At 70.8% G+C, this 24125-nt stretch carries 21 protein-coding genes; 13 read left to right on the top strand and 8 right to left on the bottom strand.

The window, feature by feature from the left end; genetic code table 11:
• Window positions 1-49: 49 nt before the first annotated feature.
• Entirely contained in the window at window positions 50-544 is a 495-nt protein-coding gene (locus tag ACZ404_RS07265) for a DUF3145 domain-containing protein (protein ID WP_468436779.1), read from the bottom strand.
• 256 nt (window positions 545-800) lie between these two features.
• Here ACZ404_RS07265 and ACZ404_RS07260 point away from each other — a divergent pair, with 256 nt between their 5' ends.
• Together ACZ404_RS07260 and ACZ404_RS07255 are read left to right on the top strand one after the other, a co-directional pair.
• Window positions 801-1703: an SGNH/GDSL hydrolase family protein gene (locus tag ACZ404_RS07260; protein ID WP_468436777.1), complete on the top strand. Its 903-nt coding sequence runs from the start codon at window positions 801-803 to the stop codon at window positions 1701-1703.
• Between the two features lie 15 nt (window positions 1704-1718).
• Window positions 1719-2690 (top strand): aldose epimerase family protein, encoded by a 972-nt coding sequence (locus ACZ404_RS07255; protein ID WP_468436775.1) that lies wholly within the window; start codon window positions 1719-1721, stop codon window positions 2688-2690.
• A gap of 268 nt (window positions 2691-2958) precedes the next feature.
• Here ACZ404_RS07255 and ACZ404_RS07250 read toward each other — a convergent pair whose 3' ends face one another.
• The 3 genes from ACZ404_RS07250 to ACZ404_RS07240 are packed head-to-tail and all read right to left on the bottom strand — an operon-like array spanning window position 2959 to window position 4576.
• Window positions 2959-3279: a YrdB family protein gene (locus tag ACZ404_RS07250; protein WP_468436773.1), complete on the bottom strand. Its 321-nt coding sequence runs from the start codon at window positions 3277-3279 to the stop codon at window positions 2959-2961.
• A gap of 11 nt (window positions 3280-3290) precedes the next feature.
• A complete protein-coding gene (locus ACZ404_RS07245) occupies window positions 3291-4118 on the bottom strand; it encodes an EI24 domain-containing protein (protein ID WP_468436771.1) in 828 nt (275 codons plus the stop codon).
• A 23-nt stretch (window positions 4119-4141) separates the two neighbouring features.
• Complete coding sequence (locus ACZ404_RS07240) at window positions 4142-4576, bottom strand: MarR family winged helix-turn-helix transcriptional regulator (RefSeq protein ID WP_468436769.1); 435 nt, start codon at window positions 4574-4576, stop codon at window positions 4142-4144.
• 95 nt (window positions 4577-4671) lie between these two features.
• Between ACZ404_RS07240 and ACZ404_RS07235 the strand changes: the two genes are divergently transcribed.
• The gene (locus ACZ404_RS07235; protein ID WP_468436767.1) at window positions 4672-5670 is read left to right on the top strand and encodes an NADP-dependent oxidoreductase; all 999 of its coding nucleotides are present in this window, start codon (window positions 4672-4674) and stop codon (window positions 5668-5670) included.
• Between the two features lie 113 nt (window positions 5671-5783).
• Complete coding sequence (locus ACZ404_RS07230) at window positions 5784-6203, top strand: organic hydroperoxide resistance protein (RefSeq protein WP_468436765.1); 420 nt, start codon at window positions 5784-5786, stop codon at window positions 6201-6203.
• Window positions 6204-6271: 68 nt separating this feature from the next.
• Here the strand turns inward: ACZ404_RS07230 and ACZ404_RS07225 are convergent, their stop codons facing one another.
• Together ACZ404_RS07225 and ACZ404_RS07220 are read right to left on the bottom strand one after the other, a co-directional pair.
• Complete coding sequence (locus ACZ404_RS07225; protein ID WP_468436763.1) at window positions 6272-7435, bottom strand: serine hydrolase domain-containing protein; 1164 nt, start codon at window positions 7433-7435, stop codon at window positions 6272-6274.
• Between the two features lie 228 nt (window positions 7436-7663).
• A complete protein-coding gene (locus ACZ404_RS07220; RefSeq protein ID WP_468436761.1) occupies window positions 7664-8917 on the bottom strand; it encodes a hypothetical protein in 1254 nt (417 codons plus the stop codon).
• A gap of 203 nt (window positions 8918-9120) precedes the next feature.
• Between ACZ404_RS07220 and ACZ404_RS07215 the strand changes: the two genes are divergently transcribed.
• The 8 genes from ACZ404_RS07215 (at window position 9121) to ACZ404_RS07180 (ending at window position 19566) form a co-directional block, all read left to right on the top strand.
• On the top strand, window positions 9121-10278 hold the full coding sequence (locus ACZ404_RS07215) for a mandelate racemase/muconate lactonizing enzyme family protein (protein WP_468436759.1): 1158 nt from the start codon (window positions 9121-9123) through the stop codon (window positions 10276-10278).
• Window positions 10275-11279, top strand: coding sequence for a zinc-dependent alcohol dehydrogenase (locus ACZ404_RS07210; RefSeq protein ID WP_468436757.1), 1005 nt, complete (start codon window positions 10275-10277; stop codon window positions 11277-11279). The genes ACZ404_RS07215 and ACZ404_RS07210 overlap by 4 nt, the downstream gene beginning before the upstream one ends.
• Window positions 11280-11392: 113 nt before the next feature.
• Entirely contained in the window at window positions 11393-12361 is a 969-nt protein-coding gene (locus ACZ404_RS07205; RefSeq protein ID WP_468436755.1) for a hypothetical protein, read from the top strand.
• Between the two features lie 49 nt (window positions 12362-12410).
• On the top strand, window positions 12411-13520 hold the full coding sequence (gene chvE, locus ACZ404_RS07200) for a multiple monosaccharide ABC transporter substrate-binding protein (protein WP_468436753.1): 1110 nt from the start codon (window positions 12411-12413) through the stop codon (window positions 13518-13520).
• Window positions 13521-13564: 44 nt separating this feature from the next.
• A complete protein-coding gene (gene mmsA / locus ACZ404_RS07195; RefSeq protein WP_468436751.1) occupies window positions 13565-15115 on the top strand; it encodes a multiple monosaccharide ABC transporter ATP-binding protein in 1551 nt (516 codons plus the stop codon).
• Window positions 15112-16356, top strand: a complete 1245-nt coding sequence (gene mmsB, locus ACZ404_RS07190) for a multiple monosaccharide ABC transporter permease (protein ID WP_468436749.1) — start codon at window positions 15112-15114, stop codon at window positions 16354-16356. The genes mmsA and mmsB overlap by 4 nt, the downstream gene beginning before the upstream one ends.
• Before the next feature lie 54 nt (window positions 16357-16410).
• On the top strand, window positions 16411-17565 hold the full coding sequence (locus tag ACZ404_RS07185) for an aldose epimerase family protein (protein ID WP_468436747.1): 1155 nt from the start codon (window positions 16411-16413) through the stop codon (window positions 17563-17565).
• 102 nt (window positions 17566-17667) lie between these two features.
• Window positions 17668-19566, top strand: coding sequence for a pyridoxal phosphate-dependent aminotransferase (locus ACZ404_RS07180; protein ID WP_468436745.1), 1899 nt, complete (start codon window positions 17668-17670; stop codon window positions 19564-19566).
• 177 nt (window positions 19567-19743) lie between these two features.
• Here ACZ404_RS07180 and ACZ404_RS07175 read toward each other — a convergent pair whose 3' ends face one another.
• Together ACZ404_RS07175 and ACZ404_RS07170 are read right to left on the bottom strand one after the other, a co-directional pair.
• Entirely contained in the window at window positions 19744-20394 is a 651-nt protein-coding gene (locus ACZ404_RS07175; RefSeq protein ID WP_468436743.1) for a DUF4360 domain-containing protein, read from the bottom strand.
• Window positions 20395-20608: 214 nt separating this feature from the next.
• A complete protein-coding gene (locus ACZ404_RS07170; RefSeq protein ID WP_468436741.1) occupies window positions 20609-21067 on the bottom strand; it encodes an RrF2 family transcriptional regulator in 459 nt (152 codons plus the stop codon).
• A 75-nt stretch (window positions 21068-21142) separates the two neighbouring features.
• Here ACZ404_RS07170 and ACZ404_RS07165 point away from each other — a divergent pair, with 75 nt between their 5' ends.
• Window positions 21143-24109, top strand: coding sequence for a glycoside hydrolase family 35 protein (locus ACZ404_RS07165; protein ID WP_468436739.1), 2967 nt, complete (start codon window positions 21143-21145; stop codon window positions 24107-24109).
• Window positions 24110-24125 lie beyond the last annotated feature (16 nt).

The raw sequence follows: 24125 nt of genomic DNA, 5'->3' as shown, positions 1-24125 counted from the left end.
ACGGAGGGCCCTCACCCGCGGGTGAGGGCCCTCCGTCATGTCCGGGTGCTCAGACCACCTGGTGGAGCCAGCGGACCGGTGCGCCCTCGCCCGCGTAGCGGAACGGCTCCAGCTCGTCGTCCCAGGGCTTGCCCAGGAGCTTGGCGATCTCGGCCTCCAGGTCCGTCTCGTCGCGCTGGGACCGGGTCAGCGCGGCGCGCAGGCGGTCCTCGGGGATGAGGATGTCGCCGTGCAGGCCGGTGACTGCGTGGAAGATGCCGAGGTCGGGGGTGCAGCTGTAGCGTTCGCCCTCGGCGGTGGGGCAGGGCTCGGCGGTGACCTCGAAGCGCAGGAGGTGCCAGCCTCGCAGGGCCGAGGCGAGCTTGGAGGCGGTGCCCGCCTCGCCCTGCCAGGAGAACTCCGAGCGCCAAGTGCCGGGAGCGGCGGGCTGGCGGATCCAGTCCAGGCTGACTCGGGTGCCCAGCACCCCGGCGACGGCCCACTCGACGTGCGGGCACAGCGCGCGCGGCGCGGAGTGCACGTACAGAACTCCACGTGTCGTCACCGGAACCTCCGGGCAGAGCGGGACATCTTGCGGACTGGCGGGGCGGCAGTGGCGCGACGGCCGCGTTGATGGCGAGGCTACCCTGCGGCGGCGCAAGGAGTGTGACGTACCGTCGGTCCAGGCGCCAGGAAACCCCCGTCATTCACCCAGGGGGACGCTTGTACGGGGGTGCGCCGTTCCCAGGTCACCGGCGGGGAACTCCCGCGCGTTGTCATAGAGGGAGCACTCCACCGTCGAACGAGGGGAACAGCCGAGGATGCGGAAGCGAAGGCACCGCGCGCGGGCCGCCCTTGCGGTCGTGGTGACGGCCGTGCTGGCCACGGCGGGCTGTGACGCCTTCGGCGGAGGCGGCCCCGAGGGCAGGAAGGGCTCCGGGGACAGCGCCTCGCGGCCGCCGGCCCGGCCGGCTCCGGTGTGGGACCGCAGCCCGGACTCGATCGCCGCGGTCGGCGACTCCATCACCCGCGGCTTCGACGCCTGCAACGTGCTCTCCGACTGTCCCCAGGTGTCGTGGGCGACGGGCAGCGACGCCCAGGTCGACAGCCTGGCGGTGCGGCTGCTGGGCGCGGCGGGGGCGGCGCGGCACAGCTGGAACTACGCGCAGACCGGCGCCCGGATGTCCGACCTGGCGGGGCAGGTCACCCGGGCGGTGGCGCGCAGGCCCGCGCTGGTGACGGTGATGGTGGGGGCCAACGACGCCTGCCGCTCGTCCGCCTCCGCGATGACGCCGGTGGCGGACTTCCGCGCGGAGTTCGAGGAGGCGCTGGGCAGGCTGCGGGGGGCGCTGCCGAAGACGCAGGTGTACGTCGCGAGCGTGCCGAATCTGAAGCGGCTGTGGTCGCAGGGCCGGACCAGCCCGCTGGGCAAGCAGGTGTGGAAGCTGGGCATCTGCCCGTCGATGCTGGCCGACGCCGACGATCTGAGCAGCGCGGCCGTGGTGCGGCGGGACACGGTGCAGCAGCGCGTGGAGGCGTACAACGCGGTGCTGAAGGAGGTGTGCGCCAAGGACCGCCGCTGCCGCTTCGACGGCAACGCGGTGTTCGACTACCGCTTCGGCACGGCCCAGCTCAGCCAGTGGGACTGGTTCCACCCGAGCCGCAGCGGCCAGGCCAGGCTGGCCGAGATCGCCTACCGCACTGTCACCGCCGAGAAGCCGTGACCTAGGGTTTCTCACATGAGTGAACTTTTCGGCACACTTTCCGACGGGACTCCGGTGCACCGCTGGACCCTGGAGCGCGGCGGGGTGCGGGTGCGCGTGCTGTCGTACGGCGGCATCGTGCAGTCCGTCGAGGTACCGGACCGGGACGGTGGCCGGACGGACGTGGTGCTGGGGTTCCCCGGGCTGGACGGCTACCTCGCGCACCCGGAGCCGTATCTGGGCGCTCTGGTCGGCCGGTACGCCAACCGCATCGCGGGCGGCCGCTTCCCGCTGGACGGGTGCACGTACGTCCTCGCGCAGAACGACGGGACGAACTCACTGCACGGCGGCTCACTCGGGTTCGACAAGCGGGTGTGGGAGGCGGAGCCGGTCGAGCACGGGCTGCGGCTGAGCCGGGTCAGTCCGCACGGCGAGGAGGGGTTCCCGGGCCGGCTGGAGGTGTCGGCCACGTACACGCTCGAGGCGTCAGGCGCGCTGCGGATCGCCTACGAGGCCGTCACCGACGCGCCCACGGTCGTCAACCTCACCAACCACACGTACTGGAACCTGAGCGGCTCCGGCGACACGGCCGGGCACGAGCTGCGGCTCGCCGCCTCCCGGTACACCCCGGTGGACGCGGACCTGATCCCGACCGGCGCCCTGGAGGACGTGACCGGTTCCCGCTTCGACTTCCGTACGCCGCGCCGGACGGGCTCCGGCTACGACCACAACTTCGTGCTGGACAAGGGCGTGACGGCGGTGGCCGAGGAGGTCGCCGAGCTGTACGACCCCGCGTCCGGCCGCGTCCTCACCGTGGCCACGACCGAGCCCGGCCTCCAGTTCTACAGCGCCGACCACCTGTCCGACCCCTTCGCCCCCGGCGCCGGCGTCGCCCTGGAGACCCAGCACTTCCCGGACTCCCCCCACCGCCCCGAGTTCCCGAGCACGGTCCTGCGGCCGGGCGAGGTGTTCCGCTCCGCGACGGTGTACGGCTTCGCGGTGCGCTAGACGCTCCCGCCGCCGCGCACGAGCCCCGGCCCAGGGGTCAGGTCCCGGGCCGGGGCTGCTCGTGGGGGACTTGTCCCGGATCAGACCTTAATCGGGGCCGCCAGTCTTCGGTCGCCGATCGAGCGGCCCGCCGCGATCTCGTACGAACCCTTCACACACACCCACGCGTTCCCCTTCTCGTCCTGCACCTCGAAGGCCGGTGTCGCACAGACGGACACGGGCGGGGGCGGGACTTGCTGTGGCTGCTGGCGGGCCGGTGGAGTGAGGCTCACCGGTCCCAGGCGTACGCGAGGGACTTGCTCGCCAGGCAGACCAGGGCGAGGACGAGGGCCCAGGCGTAGGCGCCGACGGCGTACAGGGCGGCGACTCCGGTGCCGAACCAGAGCACTTCGAAGGCGACGCGCGCGGCACCGCGGAGCGGGAACCTGGCGCGCGGTGATCCGAACAGCGACCACAGCCAGGCGAGGCCGCCGGACGCGAAGACGGCGAGCAGTCCCATGCGGGTGCTGCCCCAGCGGAGGACCGCTGCGAGGACGCCGAGTTCCAGAAGGAAGATGACGCCCAGGTTCACGGCCTTCGCTGTCTTCACGCCGGGCAGTATCACCCGTCGTGCCGGTGCGGCGGTACTGCCGGGGCCGGCTGGACGTCCCCGCCGTCCTCCGGGGCGTCGTCGTCGGCCGCGTTCTCCTCCCCCAGCAGGTCGCGGGCGAGGAGGGTGGCGCCCGCGACCGCGCCCGGCATCAGGAACACCGCGACGAACGGGACCAGGAAGGCCAGGCCGAGGGGGACGCCGAAGCCCCAGACGAGGGTCTTGCGGGAGCGCAGCAGGGCGAGGCGGGCGCGCAGTTCGACGCCGCGGCGCTGCAGGGCGACGGCGGCCAGTTCCTCGGTGAGGAAGAAGCCGGTGACGAAGAAGCCGATCACCGGTACGGCGGTCTGGCCGACGACGGGCAGGAAGCCGAGGGCGAAGAGCAGCACGCCCCACAGCGCCGCCCGGACCAGGATGCGCAGGCTGTCGCGGGCCGAGATCCACAGCTCGCGCCACAGCGGCAGGCCCGACCGGGGAGCGGTGCCGTCGGGCGAGAGGTCGGCGTCGACCTGCTCGGAGAGGCTCTCGTAGAAGGGCTGGCCGATCAGCAGGGTGACGGCCGTGAAGGTGAGGACGGCGAGCAGCAGGCCGAGGGCGAACAGGACGGCTGTCAGGAAGCCGCGGAACAGGCCCTGCCAGGGGCTCGACCAGTCGTCGGCGAACGGTGTCGCCCAGGCGACCGCGTCCTCGCCCCACAGCGCGAGGGCGACCAGCGCGGCCGTGTAGAGGACCAGCGTGATCAGGCCGGGCAGCAGTCCGAAGCCGTAGCTCCGGCCGTGCCGGGCCACCCAGCGCTGGCCGCGCAGAAGATGTCGGAATCCCACCCCAAGATCACGCATGGCGAAAACTTTACCGGCGGTTCTCAGGCGTCGAGCATCCGCCGCAGCAGATCGCGCAGCACCAGCCGCTCGTCCTCGGACAGACCGACCAGGGGTTCGCGGGCGAAGCGCAGGCCGTCGCGCAGTTCGCGGGCCACGCGGCGGCCCTCGTCCGTGGCGGCGGCCACCTTCACCCGGCGGTCGGCGGGGTCGGGGCGGCGCTCGACCAGGCCCCGGGACTCCAGGCGGTCCACGATGCCGGTCACGTTGGACGGCTCGCACTTCAGCTTCTGCGCGAGCTTGCGCATCGGCAGCGGATCGAGCGACAGCAGGCTGAGCAGCTTCGCCTGGGCTCCGGTCAGGGAATGCCCGGCGGCGGCCTCCTCGTAGTCCGCGTGGTAGCGGGCGACCACCTCGCCGATGAGCTCGACGACCTCCAGGGTGAGGGCGTCCGGACGGGTCTTCTGAGGTGTGGCCATGAGCTCAGGATAGCGCGCTTACTTGACAGGCTGAAATATTCAGGTGCACGGTTGTTTCAGAAACTGAAGTAAATGAGCAACTGGAAGGTCCTGTCATGATCAACCGCGAGTGGCACCTGCTCAGCCGTCCCGTCGGCTGGCCGAAGCCCGAGGACTTCGCCCTGGTCGAGGCGCCCGTGCCGACCCCGGGCGAGGGTCAGGTGCTGGTGCGGAACAAGTACCTCTCGGTGGACCCGTACATGCGCGGCCGGATGTCGGCGGCCAAGTCCTACGTCGCCCCGTTCGAGCTGGGCAAGGTCATGCAGGGCGGCGCGGTCGGCGAGGTCGTCGCCTCCAACGCGGAGGGCATCGCGGTCGGCGACCACGTGCTCCACTTCTTCGGCTGGCGCGAGTACGCGGCCGTGGACGCGAAGAACGCCGTCAAGGTCGACGCCGAGGCCGCGCCCCTGTCGACCTACCTCGGCGTCCTCGGCATGACCGGCCTGACCGCGTACGCCGGCCTGCTGCGCACCGCCTCCTTCAAGGAGGGCGACAGCGTGTTCGTCTCCGGGGCGGCGGGCGCCGTGGGCAGCCAGGTGGGGCAGATCGCCAAGCTCAAGGGCGCCTCGCGGGTCATCGGCTCGGCCGGGTCCGACGAGAAGGTGAAGCTGCTGGTCGAGGAGTACGGCTTCGACGCCGCGTTCAACTACCGCAACGGCCCGGTGAGCGAGCAGTTGCGGGACGCCGCCCCCGACGGCATCGACGTCTACTTCGACAACGTCGGCGGCGACCACCTCGAGGCGGCCATCGGGTCCCTGAACCAGGGCGGCCGGATCGCGGTCTGCGGCATGATCTCGGTCTACAACAACACCGAGCCCGCCCCCGGCCCGAGGAACCTCGCCCGTCTCATCCAGACCCGCGGCCGCATCGAGGGCTTCCTGGTCGGCGACCACTACGACCTGCAGCCCCAGTTCGTCCAGGAGGTCGGCCCCTGGGTCGCCTCGGGCGCGCTGAAGTACCGCGAGACGGTCGTCGAGGGCATCGAGAACAACCTGGAGGCGTTCCTCGGGGTCCTGCGCGGCGACAACACCGGCAAGATGATCGTCAAGCTGTAACGGAACGTAACCGCCCACACCTACCGCCCGCTTCCGGCATGCGGTAACTTCTTTCCGAAACCGTCGTAGATCGTGGGCGCGAGTCGCGGCGGCACCGAGGAGGAAGACACCGCATGCCCATCCAGCACTCCGACGTCCTGTACACGGCGGTCGCCACCGCCGAGAACGGCCGCGACGGCCGTGTCGCGACCGACGACGGCCGGCTCGACGTCGTCGTGAATCCGCCCAAGGAGATGGGCGGCAGCGGCGCCGGCACCAATCCCGAGCAGCTCTTCGCCGCCGGGTACAGCGCCTGCTTCCAGGGCGCGCTCGGCGTGGTCGCCCGCCAGGAGGGCGCCGACGTGTCGGGGTCGACCGTCACGGCGAAGGTCGGGATCGGCAGGAACGAGGACGGGTTCGGGATCATCGTGGAGATCTCCGCGGACATCCCGGGCGTGGACGCGGCCACCGCGCGGAGCCTGATCGAGAAGGCCCACCAGGTGTGCCCCTATTCGAAGGCGACTCGCGGCAACATCACCGTGACGCTGGTCTGACCACGGTCGTTGCGCAGGGCGGAGGCCGCACCCTTGGACGTGGGGTGCGGCTTCTGCATGCGGGGACGTCAGCGTCGGTGGGCGAGCGCCGCCCGGTGCACGGCCGCCGCGAGCCGGTCGTTCTCCGGCGCAGAACCGCCCGGGTAGGCCAATCGCCGACGCGTGTAGCCGTAGGCCAGGCCGCTGCGCGGGTCCGCGAAGGCCTGGGACCCGGCGGCCCCGCTGTGGCCGATCGTGCCGGCGCCCAGGAACGGGTGCCAGGTGTCGGCGGTGGCCTGGAAGCCGAGACCGTACGCCTTGTGCGCGCGGGCCACCAGGTCGTACCCGACGGAGTGCAGCTGGCCGAACTCCGCGACCGTGTCCTCCTTCAGCAGCGGCGCCTTGCCGTCGACCTCGCTGATCATCGCCGCGTACAGCCCCGCCAGACCGCGCGCCGAGGCGACACCGCCGTACGAGGCGGGGCCCTTGGCCCGCACGTAGCGCTCGTTCGGCAGCGTCACCAGGTCGGTCGGCTCGGGCACATGGCCGTTGAAGGCGATCGAGGCGAGGGTGTGCGGGCCGCTCGGCTGCGTGTCGAGCACCGCCTGCTGGGCGGGGGTCGGCAGCATCGGCTGGACGGTGCGGAAGCGGGGCTCGCGGGAGACCGGCAGGCCCAGGTGGAAGTCCAGGCCGTACGGGGCGCGCACGCGCTCCTCGTGCAGTTCCTGGATCGTACGGCCCGTCGCGCGCCGGACGACCTCGCCGGTCAGCGCGCCGATCACCAGGGCGTGGTAGCCGAAGGCGGTGCCCGGCCGCCAGAACGGACGCTGGTCGGCGAGGCGTTCGGCCATCACCCGGTCGTCGGCCAGCTCCGCCGCGCTGAACCCGGTGTCCGCGCCGATCAGTCCGGCGCGGTGCGCGAGCAGGTCGCGCAGGGTCAGGCCGCCCTTGCCCTCGGCGGCGAATTCCGGCCAGTAGTAGGTGACTTTACGGTCCAGTTCCAGTGTGCCGTCCTGCACCAGCAGGGCCACGACCAGATGGGCGGCGCCCTTGGTGGAGGAGAACACGGCGTACAGCGAATCCGCGCCGGCGCCCTCGCCCGCCCACAGGTCGACCACTCTGCGGCCGTGCACATGGGCGCACAACTGGCCCTCGTAGTCGTCCCGTTCCTCCGCGACGAAGGCGGCGAACGCCTCGCGCACCGCCTCGTAGCCCTCGCTGACTGTGCCGTGGACGGTGGTCCCCTGCGTCATCCGTACTCCTCAACTGAGCCGCGTTCCGCTGCTCCCCCTGTGCAAACGCCCGTTTTCGCCGTCGGGCGTTCCCGTGATCGTGTACGGCGGGACGTACCCGTCCGACTCAACCGTCACCGCGGCGGGTTGGTGTCACCGATACCCCGGACGGCCGAGGGCACGGGGTGGTACAGGGGCGGCGCAGGGACGGCGGCGCGGCGGACCGCGCCGGTGAGGCGGCCGGTGCGCCTACGTGCACCACCACAGGAATCGGTCGCAGGTCTTGGTGGGGGTCGGCGCCGGGGTGGGGTCGGAGGTCGTCGGTGCGCTCGTCGGGGTGGCCGCCGGCGCGGAGGTGGCCGGGGCCGCGGGGGCCGACGTCGGCGACCCCGCGCCCGTGGTGGCCGACTGCGCCGACCGGGCCGAGGCAGAGGGGGACTTGGAGGCCTTGTCCTTCGGGGACTTCGAGGCGGAGGCGGAGGCCGAGGGGGCGGCCGAGGCGGAGGCGCCGGGGTTCGTCGTGCCGTGCGAGGCGTCGTCGAGCGGGGCCGCCGTCCGGCCCGGGGAGGCGGAGGAGGGTCCGCCGTCCGCGGCGGTGTCGTCGGAGGCGGCCGGTGTGTCACCGCCGAAGGGGGAGAAGGGGGCGTCCGTGCCCAGTTCGGCGATGCTGAGGCCGCCGGCGGCCAGCGCCAGCCCGGCGGCGATGAAGACGGTACGGCGCCGGCGACGCCGGTGGGCGGCGGCCTTGCGGTCCCGCCGGCCGGTGTCGACGGCGTCGGGACCGGCGTCCGGCATGCCGACGGCACCGCCACGCCCGCGCCGCCGGGCGGCCCGGCCGACGGGCTCGTCGGCACCGGGGTCGTCCTCCCCGGGCTCCGGGGCATCGGAGTCGCGGTCGTCGGAGGCGTGCGGATGCCGGGAGGCGTGCGGGTCGTGGGAGGCGTCCGCCTCGTCGCGGGCGCCGAGGCCGGCGGGCGTGTCGTCCTCTCCGCCGGAGGCGTACTCCCCCGGCGTGTCGTACTCGGTCGCGGGCGCGCCGGCGCCGTACCCGGCGTGCGTGCCGTGCTCACTGGGCGCGTCGTAACCGGCGTGCGTGCCGTGCTCACTCGGCGCGTCGTAACCGGCGTGCATGCCGTGCTCACTCGGCGCGTCGTAGCCGGCGTGCATGTCGTGCGGGCCCCGCGCGCCGTACTCGGCGTGCGCGTCGTACACGCTGTGCGCGGGGTGGCCCCCGTGAGCGGCGTACCCGCTCTGGGCCTCGTAGCCGTCCGCAGGGGGCCCCGAGGCGTAGCCGACGGCCTGCGCGCCGGCCCCGTGGCCGATGGGGCCCGTGTGGCCCGCGTAGGCACCCGCCTGGAGGTGTCCGGGCTGCTCCGCGTACTCCTGGACACCGCCGCCCTCGTGCGCGTAGCCGTACCCGTGCGCGTGCGCGACCGGTGAGCCGCACCCGGGACAGGCCAGGGCGCCGTTGAGGTGCCGTTGGCACGGGTGGCAGTAGTCCATGACGCGGGAAGACTAGTTGCCGGCCGGTAACGTTCGTAGGGGCCCATGTGAAGGTTTGGTGGGGGACCGAAAAGGTTCTCGAAAGCCTTGTCGAAACCGTTACCTGTTCGACCCATTGACACCCCCGCCGCCCCGTCTTTACTGTCACGCCAGCATTTCGAACGAGTGACGAAATCTCGAACAGAGCTTGAGGGGCAACAGCCGTGCGCATCACCGGAATCAGCACTCACGTGGTCGGGACGCCCTGGCGCAACCTGACGTACGTCCAGGTGCACACCGATGAGGGGATCACCGGTGTGGGCGAGACCCGGATGCTCGGGCACACCGACGCGCTGATCGGCTATCTGCGAGAGGCCGAGGCCAATCACATTCTCGGCTCCGACCCGTTCGCTGTCGAGGATCTCGTGCGCCGGATGAAGTACGGCGACTACGGCCGTGCGGGTGAGATCGTCATGTCGGGCATCGCGATCGTCGAGATGGCCTGCTGGGACATCAAGGGCAAGGCCCTCGGCGTGCCGGTGTGGCAGCTGCTCGGCGGCAAGGTCACCGACAGGGTCAAGGCGTACGCCAACGGCTGGTACACCACCGAGCGCACCCCGGACGCCTACCACAAGGCCGCCCAGCAGGTCGTGGAGCGCGGCTACAAGGCCCTCAAGATCGACCCCTTCGGCACCGGGCACTTCGAACTGGACCACGACCAGACGCTGTACGCCGTCTCCCTGATCGAGGCCGTCCGGGACGCCATCGGCCCCGACGCCGAGCTGATGCTGGAGATGCACGGCCGCTTCTCCCCCGCCACCGCCGTGCGGCTGGCCAAGGAGATGGCCCCGTTCCAGCCGGCCTGGCTGGAGGAGCCGTGCCCGCCGGAGAACCTGAAGGCGCTGGAGAAGATCGCCGCCAAGGTCGACATCCCGGTCGCCACCGGTGAGCGCATCCACGACCGGATCGAGTTCCGCGAGCTGTTCGACAGCCAGGCCGTGGACATCATCCAGCCGGACGTCGGCCACATCGGTGGCATCTGGGAGACCCGCAAGCTCGCCGCCACCGCCGAGACCCACTACATGCTGGTGGCCCCGCACAACGTGGGCGGTTCGGTGCTCACCGCCGCCTCGCTGCAGGTGGGCTTCACCTCCCCGAACTTCAAGATCCTCGAGCACTTCAACGACTTCGCGGACGCGGAGATCAAGAAGGTCGTCAAGGGCGCGCCGGAGGTCGTCGACGGCTACTTCCACCTCTCCGACAAGCCCGGCCTGGGCGTCGAGCTGGACACGGACGCCGCTGCCGAGTTCCCGCAGCAGCAGGCGCGGTTCGACCTGTGGGCCGAGGGCTGGGAGCAGCGCAAGCCAAAGGGCACCAAGTGAGTTCACAGGTCCTGATCGAGGCGCCGGGCGCCCACCGGATCGAGGAGCACATTCCTCGGGATCCCGGTCCGGGCGAGGCGCTCATCGCCATCCACGCGGTGGGCATCTGCGGCAGCGACCGCGAGGTGTACCAGGGCAACCGGCCGGAGGGGTACGTCCGCTACCCCGTCACGCCGGGCCACGAGTGGTCCGGGACCGTGCGGAGCGTGGGCGCCGGGGTGCCCACCTCGCTGGTCGGCCGCAAGGTCGTCGGCGAGGGGTTCCGCAACTGCCAGGTGTGCGACCGCTGTCACGCGGGTGAGACCACGCTGTGCAGCGCGGGGTACGACGAGACCGGGTTCACCCAGCCGGGCGCCATGGCCGGCACGCTCACCCTGCCGGCCCGGCTGCTGCACCCGCTGCCGGACGAGGCCGACCTGACCGCGGCCGCCCTGCTGGAGCCGGCCGCCTGCATCGCGGCCGCCACCCTGAAGTCCGGGGCCTGGCCGGGCGAGCGGGTCGCGGTGGTCGGCACGGGCACGCTCGGGATGCTCGCCGTGCAGTTCCTGAAGGCGGTCTCGCCGGCGGAACTGCTGGTGGTGGGCGCCCGGAGCGACCGGGAGGCGCTCGCCCGGCGGTTCGGGGCGACCGACTTCCGGCTGAAGGACGGGCAACTCCCGGGCGACTTCGACGCCGTGATCGAGACCGCCGGGTCCGCGTCCGCCGCGCGCACGGCCACCTCCCTGCTCCGGCGCGGTGGCCGCCTGGTCCTGACGGGCATTCCGGCGCCGGGCGCCGCCGGGCTCGACCCCACCGATCTCGTCATACGGCAACTGGAGGTGTACACGGTCTTCGGCGCGCCGCCGGCCGCCTGGTCGCACACCGTGCGAGTGTTCGGCGCCGGGCTGCTGGATCCGCTGCCCCTGGTCACGCACGAACTGCCGCTGACCGAGTTCCCCCAGGCCATCGAGCTGGTGGGGGCCGGTGATCCCAAGGTGGGCAAGGTGCTGCTCCGACCCTGAACCGTACGCCGGTCGGGGCGTGACCTGGCCGCGCCCCGACCGGCGTACACCAAGGCCTTTTTCTGTCCCGAGCCGCGAACCTTGTCCGAGATTTCGAACACGAAGGACACCTTGTGACCGACGCCTCCGCCCCGGCAGCCCGCCGGCCCGGTGAGCGACAGCTCGCCGCACTCGGCCTGAGCGCGCCCGCCCTCGACCCCGCCGACGCATCCGCCCACAGCTTCCCGGGCGGCGGCCGCTGGCGCACCGAGATCCCCTCGTGCGAGGGGCCCGAGGCGCTGACCGTCGTCCTCAAGGAATCCTCGCGTCTCGACGTCCCGATCCACCGGATCAGCCAGGGCAGCGGTGTGTGGATGCTCACCGACGCCGAGATCACCGAGATGGTCGAGTCGACCGCCGAACGGGACATCGAACTCTGCCTGTTCACGGGTCCGCGCGGCACCTGGGACATCGGCGGCTCGGTGCGCTCCGACTCCCGCGGCGGCGGACTGCGCGCCCGCGGCCACGACGCCGTCGCCGGCTGCGTCGAGGACGCCGTCCGCGCCACCGAACTGGGCGTCAAGTGCCTGCTGGTGGCCGACGAGGGCGTGCTGTGGACCCTGCACCGCGCGCGTCGGGCCGGCATCATCCCGGCGGACACCACGCTCAAGGTCTCCGCACTCATCGGCCCGGTCAACCCGGCCTCGTACGCCGTGTACGAGCGGCTCGGCGCCGACTCGATCAACGTGCCCAGCGACCTGACGCTGGATCACCTCACCGAGATCCGCCGGGTGTCCGCCGCTCCCATGGACATGTACATCGAGGCGCCCGACGACCTCGGCGGCTACGTCCGGATGTACGAGGTCGCCGAGCTGATCCGGCGCGGCGCACCGCTCTACCTGAAGTTCGGTCTGTCCAGGGCTCCCGGCATCTACCCCTGGGGCACCCACCTCAGGGACGTGACCCTGGACACCGCCCGGGAGCGGGTGCGGCGCGGCCGCCTCGCCCTGGACCTCCTCGCCCGGCACGGCGCGGACGGCGACATGGCGCCGCTCGGCTCCCGTCTGCCCGGCCCGCTCCACCGCTTCCCCACCGACGGCTGAACCCGCCGTAGCGATCCCTCTCACCCGCGAAGAAAAAGGACGGATGACCATGCGCAACCGCAGAGCCGCACTCGCCGCGATAGCCGGAGCCGCCTCGCTCGCCCTCACCCTGACCGCCTGCGGTCAGAACAGTGACGGTGGCAGCAAGCCGAAGTCCGGCGACTCCAAGGGCGGCACCATCGGCATCGCGATGCCGACCAAGTCCTCCGAGCGCTGGATCAACGACGGCAACAACGTCGTCAAGACCCTCCAGTCGGCCGGCTACAAGACCAAGCTGGTCTACGGCGAGGACGACCCGGACACCCAGGTCTCCCAGATCGAGAACATGATCACGCAGGGCGTCAAGGGCCTGATCATCGCGGCCATCGACAACAAGTCCCTGAACAACGTGCTCCAGGAGGCCGCGGACGCCAACATCCCGGTCATCGCCTACGACCGCCTGATCCTCGGCACCAAGAACGTCGACTACTACGCGTCGTTCGACAACACCAAGGTCGGCGTGCTCCAGGGCACGTACATCGTGCACAAGCTCGGCCTGGACAGCGGCAAGAAGGGCCCGTTCAACATCGAGCTGTTCGCAGGCTCGAACGACGACAACAACACCAAGTACTTCTTCAACGGCGCGATGAGCGTGCTCCAGCCGTACATCGACAAGAAGCAGCTGGTGGTCAAGTCCGGCCAGACCAAGCTGAACCAGGTCACCACCCTGCGCTGGGACGGCACCACCGCCCAGAAGCGCATGGAGGACATCCTCACCTCGTCGTACAAGAGCGGCAAGGTCGACGCGGTGCTCTCGCCCTACGACGGCATCTCCATCGGCATCATCTCCGCGCTCAAGTCGGACGGTTACGGCTCCAAGAGCCAGCCGCTGCCCGTCATCACCGGCCAGGACGCCGAGCTCGCCTCGGTGAAGTCGATCATCGCCGGTGAGCAGACGCAGACCGTCTACAAGGACACCCGGCAGCTCGCCAAGGTCGCCGCGACCATGGTCGAGGACGCCCTCAAGGGCAAGAAGCCGCAGGTCAACGACACCAAGACGTACGACAACGGCACCAAGGTCGTGCCCGCCTACCTGCTCCAGCCGGTGAGCGTGGACAAGTCCAACTACGAGGACGTCCTGGTCAAGGGCGGCTACTACACCGACGCCGAGCTCAAGTAATCCGGACAGTCCTGGCCGAACCACACTGATTGGAAGGCACGACCATGGCGGGACCCGTCCTGGAAATGCGCTCGATCGTCAAGACCTTTCCCGGTGTCAAGGCGCTGTCGGACGTCACCCTGACCGTCCGTCAGGGCGAGGTCCACGCCATCTGCGGCGAGAACGGCGCCGGGAAGTCCACCTTGATGAAGGTGCTCTCCGGCGTCCATCCGCACGGCACGTACGAGGGCGACATCCTCTTCGAGGGAGAGATCGTCCACTTCAAGGACATCCGGGCGAGCGAGCAGCACGGCATCGTCATCATCCACCAGGAGCTGGCGCTCTCGCCGTACCTCTCCCTGGCGGAGAACATCTTCCTCGGCAACGAGCACGCCAAGGGCGGGCTCATCGACTGGAGGGAGACCCTGCGGCACGCCACCGAACTGCTGCGCCGGGTCGGTCTCGACGAGCACCCGGAGACCCGCGTCGCCGACATCGGCGTGGGCAAGCAGCAGCTGGTCGAGATCGCGAAGGCGCTCTCGAAGAAGGTGAAGCTGCTCATCCTCGACGAGCCGACGGCGGCGCTGAACGACGAGGACAGCGACAAGCTGCTCAACCTGATCCTGGAGCTGAAGAAGCAGGGCATCACCTCGATCATCATCTCCCACAAGCTCAACGAGATCCGCAAGGTCGCCGACTCGGTGACGATCATCCGCGACGGCCGGTCCATCGAGACGCTGGACGTGAAGGCGCCGGAGACGACCGAGGACCGGATCATCAGCGGCATGGTGGGCCGCGACCTGGACCACCGCTTCCCCGAGCGCACGCCCTACGACGGCGAGGCGGACGCGGCCCCGGCCCTGGAGATCCGGGACTGGACCGTGCACCACCCGATCGACCAGGAGCGCAAGGTGGTCGACGACGTGTCGATCCACGTGCGCCGCGGGGAGATCGTCGGCATCGCGGGCCTGATGGGCGCCGGCCGCACCGAGCTCGCGATGAGCGTGTTCGGGCGCACCTACGGCCGGTACGCGGGCGGCACCGTCCTCAAGGACGGCAAGGAGATCCGCACCAGGTCCGTCGCCGAGGCGGTGGAGCACGGCATCGCCTATGTCACCGAGGACCGCAAGCACTACGGCCTCAACCTCATCGACACCATCAACCGCAACATCTCGCTGACCGCCCTGAAGAAGGTCGCCAAGCGGGGCATCGTGGACGAGCACGAGGAGCGGCAGGTCTCCGAGGGCTTCCGCAAGTCCATGAACATCAAGGCACCGACCGTGTTCGAACCGGTGGGCAAGCTGTCCGGCGGCAACCAGCAGAAGGTCGTCCTCAGCAAGTGGATCTTCGCCGGTCCGGACGTGCTGATCCTCGACGAGCCCACCCGCGGCATCGACGTGGGCGCCAAGTACGAGATCTACACGGTCATCGACCAGCTGGCCGCCCAGGGCAAGGCGGTCGTCTTCATCTCCTCCGAGCTGCCCGAGCTGCTCGGCATGTGCGACCGCATCTACACGATGGCCGCGGGACGGCTGACCGGTGAGGTGCCACGGTCCGAGGCCACGCAGGAAGTGCTGATGCGCCATATGACGAAGGACAAAGAGGTAACCCGATGAGCACCGATGTGACCGACAAGATCCCGGCCTCGGCGCCGCCGGGCAAGGGCGGACCGGCCTCCGGCACCGGCCTGGTCCAGCTGATCCTCGACGGACTGCGCCGCAACATGCGCCAGTACGGCATGCTGATCGCACTCGGCCTGATCGTCGTCCTCTTCGCGGTCTGGACCGACGGCGACCTGCTGCTGCCGCGCAACGTCTCCAACCTGGTCCTGCAGAACAGCTACATCCTGATCCTCGCGATCGGCATGATGATGATCATCATCGCCGGCCACATCGACCTGTCGGTGGGTTCACTGACGGCGTTCGTCGGCGCGTTCGCGGCGGTGCTCACGGTGCAGCACCATGTGGCCTGGCCCATCGCCCTGGTCCTGTGCCTGCTGATGGGCGCGGTGGCGGGCGCGGTGCAGGGATTCCTGATCGCCTATCTCGGCATACCGTCGTTCATCGTCACCCTCGCGGGCATGCTCCTCTTCCGCGGACTGACGGAGATCCTGCTCAAGGGCCAGACCCTCGGTCCGTTCCCCGACGGCCTGCAGAAGATGGGCAACGGCTTCCTGCCCGAGGTCGGCCCGAACACCAACTACCACAACCTCACGCTGCTCCTCGGCCTCGTCCTGACCGTCGCCGTGGTGTGGCAGGAGGTGCGCGACCGCAGCCGCCAGCAGGAGTTCTCGCTGGAGGTGCTGCCCGCCAAGCTGTTCCTGCTCAAGCTGACCGCGCTGGTCGCCGCGATCGTCGCCCTGACGATGCTGCTCGCCAGCTACAAGGGCGCCCCGATCGTGCTGATCGTCCTCGGCGCGCTGGTCGTGGGCTACGGCTACGTGATGCGCAACGCGGTCTTCGGCCGGCACATCTACGCGATCGGCGGCAACCTGCCGGCCGCCAAGCTGTCCGGCGTCAAGGACAAGAAGGTCACCTTCTATGTCTTCCTGAACATGGGCGTGCTCGCGGCCCTGGCGGGTCTGGTGGTCGCCGCCCGCCTGAACGCGGCCTCGCCGAAGGCGGGCGTCAACTTCGAACTCGAGGCGATCGCCTCGTCGTTCATCGGTGGCGCCTCCATGAGCGGCGGTGTCGGCACCGTACTCGGCGCCATCATCGGCGGTCTCGTCCTCGGCGTGCTGAACAACGGCATGAACCTCCTCTCCGTCGGCACCGACTGGCAGCAGGTCATCAAGGGCCTCGCCCTGCTGGTGGCGGTCGGGTTCGACGTGTGGAACAAGCGCAAGTCCGGTTCGTAAGTCAGATCGGGCCCCGCCGGGAACGGCGGGGTCCCTCCTTTTCGGGAGCCGCACATGGAACTGAACAGACGCACGGTCATTGCAGGAGCAGCGGCGGCGGGCATTGCCGCCACCACCCTCGGCTCGGGCACCGCCCAGGCCGCATCCGGAAGCAGGAAGCCGGTGAAGGAACTCTTCGGCAAGCTCGCCGACGGCACCAAGGTCTACCGCTGGTCGCTGGAGAACGGCGGCACCCGGCTCAAGGTGCTGTCCTACGGCGGCATAGTCCAGACCCTCGAGGTCGCCGACCGGCACGGCCGGCACGCCAACGTGGTCGCCGGGTTCGACAACATCGACGACTACGTGGCCAAGAGCCCGTACTTCGGCGCCCTGATCGGCCGCTACGGCAACCGCATCGGCAAGGGGCAGTTCACCCTCGACGGCAAGAGCTACCAGCTCTCCGTCAACGACGGCGTGAACAGCCTGCACGGCGGCGTGAAGGGCTTCGACAAGCACGTGTGGGACGTGGAGCCGTTCACCAAGGGCTCCGACGTCGGCCTGCACCTGCACTACACCAGCGTCGACGGCGAGATGGGCTACCCGGGCACGCTGAAGACGAAGGTGACGTACACCCTGAACCGGCACGGCCAGTGGCGCATCGACTACGAGGCCACCACCGACAAGCCGACGATCGTCAACCTCACCAGCCACGTCTACTGGAACCTGGCCGGCGAGGGCAGCGGCACGATCGAGGACCACGAGCTGAAGATCGCCGCGTCCCGCTACACCCCGACCGACTCGGGCCTGATCCCCACCGGCGAGCTGGCCAAGGTCGCGGGCACCCCGTTCGACTTCCGCCACGCCAAGCCGATCGGCCGGGACATCCGGGACGGCCACGAGCAGCAGGTGCAGGCCAAGGGCTTCGACCACAACTGGGTCCTCGACAAGGGCATCACGGCCCGGCCCGAGCACGTCGCGACCCTGCGCGACCCGCGCTCCGGCCGCACCCTGAAGATCGCCACCGACCAGCCGGGCCTGCAGTTCTACTCCGGCAACTTCCTCGACGGCACCCTGACCGGCACCGGCGGCCGCACCTACCGCCAGGGCGACGCACTGTGCCTGGAGACCCAGCACTTCCCGGACTCGCCGAACCACGCCAACTTCCCGTCGACGGTGCTGCGTCCGGGCCAGACCTACCGGACGACGACGGTTCACACGTTCGAGGCGTGAACGGGGTCACACCGGCGGTGAGTTGAACACCACCGCGGTGCCCTCCGTATCCAAGGGTGGCCCGTGCTCCCCCGCACGGGCCACCCTTCGACGGAGGTCCTCTTGCCTGACAACGTCACCTCGTTGTTCCGCAACACCGCCGCGCACAGCCCTTCGATGGCGGCGCTGACGCGGGAGAGCGACGGGTCGGGCCCGGTGGACTTCTGCATCCCGTGCAACCCCTACTTCCCCACTCCCGCCATGTTCGAGGAGATGGCGGCCCGGTTGCGCGAGATCGTCACGTACTACCCCAGCAGCTCGGACACCATCACCGCGGAACTGTGCAACCTGCTCCAACTGCCGCCGCAGTGCGTGGCGATGGGCAACGGCTCGACGGAACTGATCACCTGGATCGACCACCTGCTGGTCCGCGAGTCCCTCGCCGTCCCCGTCCCCACCTTCGGCCGCTGGACCGACCAGCCGATGGAGACCGGCAAGCGGGTCGACATGTTCCCGCTGCAGGAGGCGAACGGCTTCGCCCTGGACCTCGCCCAGTACACCGACTTCATCCGCGCCCGGGGCACGCGCGTGGCGGTCGTCTGCAACCCCAACAACCCCGACGGCGGCTATCTGCGCAAGCAGCAGCTCGTGCAGTTCATGGACACGATGGCGGACCTCGACCTGATCGTCGTCGACGAGTCCTTCCTGGAGTTCGCCGACGCCGAGGCCGAACCGAGCGTCGTCCAGGAGGCGATGCTCCGCCCCAACGTGGTCGTGCTGCGCAGCCTCGGCAAGAACTTCGGCCTGCACGGCATACGCTTCGGCTACCTGGTGGCGAACCCCGCGCTGGCGGGCAAGGTCCGCTCGATGCTTCCGAAGTGGAACCTCAACTCCTTCGCCGAGCACGTGGTGTTCATGCTGAAGGAGCACGGCGCCGAGTACGCGCAGAGCCTGATGCAGGTGCGCCGGGACCGCCTGGACATGGCCAGCCACCTCTCGGCCCTGCCCGGCCTGACCGTCTACCCCTCCCAGGGCAACTTCCTCTTCGTGCGCCTCCCCGTCGGCGCCGAGGGCACCGTGGTCCGGGACCGGATGCTCACCGAGCACCGGATCCTGGTCCGCGAGTGCGGCAACAAGATCGGATCATCCAGCCGCTTCCTGAGACTCGTGGTGCGCCCCCAGGTCGACGTGCGTCGCCTGGTGTCCGGCCTGGAGCAGGTGCTCTACGGGACCAGGAGGGGAGCCGCCGTACCCGAGCTGGGCACCGGGACCAGCTACAGCTCGGGTACGGCGGCCGTGGACCGGCTGGTGAGCGAGACCAACGGAGCCGGACTGCGGGGGCTCGCCGCCCAGGCCGCCGCCGCTCCCGGCCCCGCCCCGGCCGCCGGCACCGGCATGCCGCTCCCCGCCGCCGCCCCCCAACCCGGCGCCGGGATGCCGCTGCCGGCGGCAGCCCAGGCTCTGCCCGCACCGACGCCTTCGGTGGCGCCGGCTTCGGGGCAGATGCCTGGTGGGACCGCTGCGGGTCCGGGCGTGGTGGCCCCGGGGGCAGTTGCTGCGGGGGTGCCCGGGGTGACCTCGGGCGCGATGCCGGCACCTGTACCTGCGGCGGCTCCCGCACCGACTCCTGCGCCGACGCCGGTGCCTGCGGCGCCTTCGGCTCCGACGCCGGTGCCTGCCGTCGCTTCCGCGCCCACTCCGGTGCCGGGGATGGTGCCCGCACCTGCTCCGGGTCCGGTCCCTGCCGCCGCTGCGTTTGCTGCTCCCGCGCAGATGCCGTCTCCCGCGCCTGTTCCGGCGCCCACTCCCGTCCCGGCGCCCGTCCCGGCGCCGGCCGCCGCTGCGGGGCCCACTCCACCCGGCGTCCCGGCCCGCGGTGGCCTCACGGCGGCCCAGGTACGGGGCATGACCGCACCGGGCACCCCGGTTCCGGCCGCCGGCCTCACCCCCGCCCCGGCAACGGGCTGGCCCAACGCCCAGAGCTGGCCGAACGCCGCGGGGATGGGGCAGGCGGCGGGGTAGCGCAAGGGCCGCGTTCCTCACGTACGCCGTCGAGCGACCGTGGGGCCTGGCCCCGGACGGGGTTGGCGCTCGGCGGTGCTGCTCACTCGTCGTGGGCCCACGGGTGCCGGTGCCTCGCGCAGGGCGGCCCTTCCGTCGGCCGCCCGGTCGGTGGGAGCGGGCGGCCGGCGGGGGTGGTCACTGCTTGGGGCACTCCTTCCAGGCCAGGTGGTACACCGTGCTGATGTCGCCGTCCGTCGAGTCCATCGTCATGAAGCTGACCTTGCCGGGGTTCGCGCTCCCCGCGTTCACTCTCAGCTCCGTGTTGATGTTGAAGTTGCGGAGCACTCCGCAGGGGGCCCACACCAGCTGGGCCCAGTCGGTGCTGTCGGTGGCCTGCCAGTCGTCGTTGTAGGGACCGTTGAAGGGGTGGGTCCTGGGCACGGTCTGCGAGGAGCCCTGGAAGTAGTACGACGCCCTCTGCGTGCCGGTGGCGCCCGGCTGGAGGGAGAGGAAGCCCCGGTAGTCGGCGCTGGCGATCGCGTAGGTGAAGCCCTGGGGCACGTGGACGATCAGGTTGAGCTGGCAGTTCTTGCGGAAGGCGGTGGGGTCGGAGTTGCCGCCGGCCTGGGCGAGGTAGTCGCTGTAGGTGACCGTGAAGGCCGTGTTGTCCGGCGAGACCGCCACCGCCGCCGTGCCCTGGGGACAGCCGGAGCCGTTCACCGTGGCCACGTCGATGACGATCTTGTCCGGGGGCGGGTCGTCGAAGACGGGGGAAGAGCTCTGGGCGGGTAGCGCGGTGGTGAGGAGAGCGGCTATCGCGCCGCTCAGGAGGAGTCCACCAGCCATCGTTTCTCCCTGTTGTGGAGTGGGGGGTGTCACCTCACGCCGGTCCGCACGGCCATGCAGAGTCTGTGCGGAAGTTGTGAAGGGCGGGAGGCGAGGGAATCGTAGGGAGGCCCGGGGTGGGGCGGCAGGGTGAACTCCGGCCATTCACATCGGGGTTTTCACGGGCTCGGGGCGCGCGTCGGCGCGGTGGTCGCCGTGGGTGTCCCCGCGGGTGTCAGGGGTTCTCCCAGGCCGCCGGTTCCGCCGCCAGGGTCCGTACGGGATCCGGGAGCGTGTTCGTAGCGAGGTCGGCCACGGTGACACCCTCGAGGATGCGGCGCACATTGGCGCGCAGGGCGATCCAGAGGGGGAGGAGCGGCTCGGCCGTGCCCGTGTAGGCGACGTTCGTCGGGCGTTCGCCGCGCACCGAGACGATCGGGCCGTCCACCGCGCGGATGATGTCCGCCACTGTGACCGACGCCGCAGAGCGCGCCAGCCGGTAGCCGCCTCCGCCGCCGCGCCGGCTCTCGACGATTCCGGCGCGGCGCAGGTCGCCCAGGATGCCCTCCAGAAACTTGTGCGGAATGTCCTGCTCGACCGCGATTTCCTCTGCCTTCACCGGCCCGTTACCCTCCCGTACGGCCAGCTCCAGGACCGCCCGTACCGCGTAATCCGCCCGTGCCGAGATCCTCATGGGTCCATTGTGGGGCGTATCTCCATGGAGAATGGCCGGACCGCGCCCCCGTAAGATCGCCCGGGAGGATCCACCTTGGCGCTCAGCAGACGTACCTTCAGTGCCCTGGCCGGCTCGGCCGCGCTCGGCTTCGCCCTGGGCGGCAGCGGCGGCCCCGGGGCGCCTTCGGCGTACGCGGCGCGCAGCGTGCCCACCGGCCCGGCGCCCGCCCCGCCGCGCGCCGACGGCAAGCGGCACACGATCGGCTACGACGCGTATTCGCTGCTGGTCGACGGCCGGCGGCTGGTGGTGTGGTCCGGTGAGATGCACCCCTTCCGGCTGCCGAGCCCCTCACTGTGGCGGGACGTGCTGCAGAAGATGCGGGCGCACGGCTACAACGCCGTGAGCATCTACGTGGCGTGGAACTACCACTCCCCCGCGCCCGGTCAGTACGACTTCTCCGGTGTCCGGGATCTCGACCTGTTCCTGCGCATGGCCGCCGAGACGGGGCTGTACGTGATCCTGCGGCCGGGGCCCTACATCAACGCCGAGGTCGACGGCGGCGGCTTCCCGGGCTGGCTGACGGTGACGAAGGGCTCGGCGCGCACCGCCGACCCGACGTATCTGGCGCACGTCGACGAGTGGCTGACCCAGGTGAACCGGATCGCCCGCCGGCACCTGTTCACCCAGGGCAAGGGCACGGTTCTGCTCTACCAGATCGAGAACGAGTACGACTCCCATGTGGGGGAGGCGACCGGGCGGGACTACATGTCCCATCTGTACAAGAAGGTCCGCCGGGACGGGATCGATGTCCCCCTCTTCCACAACGACAAGGGGCGCAACGGGTACTGGGTCCCGGGGTCGTTCGACACCGGCGGCGAGAAGGGTGGGTGGCTGTACGGGTTCGACGGGTATCCGTCGCCGTCGCAGACGCCGCCCGACTGGGGGCACTTCGGGCCCGGCGGGATGACCGGTGGGGCGACCGCTTCACCCCATACGCCCGGATTCATTCCCGAGTTCGGGGGTGGCTGGTTCGATCCGTGGGGCGGGGCCTGGTTCGACGGCAAGGGGTACGCCGAGTCACGGCGCACCCGGGACGCGGCCTACGAGCGCCGCTTCTACCTGACCAACCTCGCCAACGGCATCACCCTGCACAACGTGTACATGACCTTCGGCGGGACGTCGTGGGGGTGGCTCCCCGCACCCGTCGTCTACACGTCGTACGACTACGGCGCGGCCATCGACGAGGCACGGAACGTCACCGAGAAGATCGCCCCGATGCACCAGCTCGGGCATCTGCTGCAGCGCGTGCCCGACTTCGCCCGGCTGGACCGGGCGGCGGACGTCCACGCCGAGGGGCTGAAGGTCTACCACCTGACCAACCCGGACACCGGCAGCCATGTGTACGTGGCCCGCAACGACGGCGCCGTCCCGGTCACCACCGACCTGCCGACGGACGCCGGCAAGCTGCGGATCACCGTGCCCGCCCACGACGCCCGCATGCTGACCACGGGGCTGCCGCTGGGCCACCGGACGCTGAAGTACTCCACCGCCCAGCCCATGATGTGCCTGGCGACCGGGCGGCTGGACATCGCGCTGTTCACCGGGCGCCGCGACGACATGGCGGACCTGGTGCTCAAGTGCCCGCAGGAGCCCTACGTCACCCGGCTCGACCCGGAGGCGGCCTGGGCGTACGACCGCAACGAACTGCACGTCGACGCGCCCCTCGGACAGGGCGGACTCACCCGCGTGATGGTCGAGAAGGGCGAGAGCGACATCCCGCTGCTGCTGCTCTTCGCCGACGACGCCACCGCCGTGCGCATGTTCCCGTACGACACCCCGTCCGGCACCCTGCTGGTGTACGGCCCGGCCCTGCTGCGCCACGCCGAGCTGCGCGGCTCGGAGGTCCACCTGACCGGTGACGTCACCGAGGAGACCAGCCTGGAGGTGTGGGGGCCGCGCGGGATCTCGAGCCTGGTGTGGAACGGACGGAAGGTGCCGACGCGGGTCACCCTGTCCGGCAGCCTGATGTCGACCGGGCTGCTGCCCGGCGTGCCCGAGGTGCGGCTGCCCGAGCTGGGCGGCTGGCGGATGCGGACCGAGAACCCCGAGGCGGGGCCCAACTTCGACGACTCGGGGTGGAAGGTCGCCGACAAGGTGTCGTCGTACAGCACCACACCCGTGCCGAAGGGGCAGCCGGTGCTGTTCGCCGACGACTACGGCTTCCACTACGGCGACGTCTGGTACCGGGGCACCCTCATGGACGCCTCCGGCCTCGAGAAGGTCTCGCTCGCCTACACCACCGGCACGCAGGGGCTGCTGATGGCATGGCTGGACGGGGAGCCGCTGGGCACCCACCGGATGCCGGTGCCGGACAAGTCGACGGTAAGGAAGGGGAGTTGGGACGCCGTCGCCGAGTTCCCCGTGAACGAGCGGCAGCGCTCCCGGGGGCGGCATGTGCTGTCGGTGCTGGTGCGGCCGATGCAGCACGACGAGGACGGCAAGGCGCAGGACAGCCACAAGGTGGCGCGCGGCCTCACGGCGGTCGGCTTCTCGGGGGCGTCGCCGAAGGTGACGTGGCGCATCCAGGGTGCGGGGGCACCCGACCCGGTGCGCGGGCCACTGAACACCGGCGGTCTGTACGGCGAGCGGGAGGGCTGGCACCTGCCCGGCTTCCCCGACCGGGACTGGGAGCGGGTCGGCTTCCCGCGCGCCGAGCGGCGCCAGGGCGTGACCTGGTACCGGACGACGTTCCGGCTGTCCGTGCCGGGCGACATCGACGCCTCGGTGGGCCTGACCCTGGAGGACGATCCGTACCGGGCCTACCGGGCGCAGATCTTCCTCAACGGCTGGAACCTGGGCCAGTACATCAACAACGTCGGCCCGCAGCACACCTTCGTGCTGCCGAACGGCATCCTGCGCACCCGGGGTGCCAACACCCTGGCGCTGGCGGTGCTCTCGGAGTTCACGACGCGGTCCGGGCCGGGCCGGGTGAGCCTGACCCTGCTGGGCCGGGCGGCCGGCGGAGTGCCGGTGACTCAGGTGCCGTCCCCCGGTCGCTGAGCCCCCTCCTCCCGGC

Source organism: Streptomyces sp. NPDC030798 (assembly GCF_055572275.1).
The sequence above is the reverse complement of the archived record's forward strand: the minus strand, read 5'-3'. Positions and strand labels throughout refer to the sequence as shown.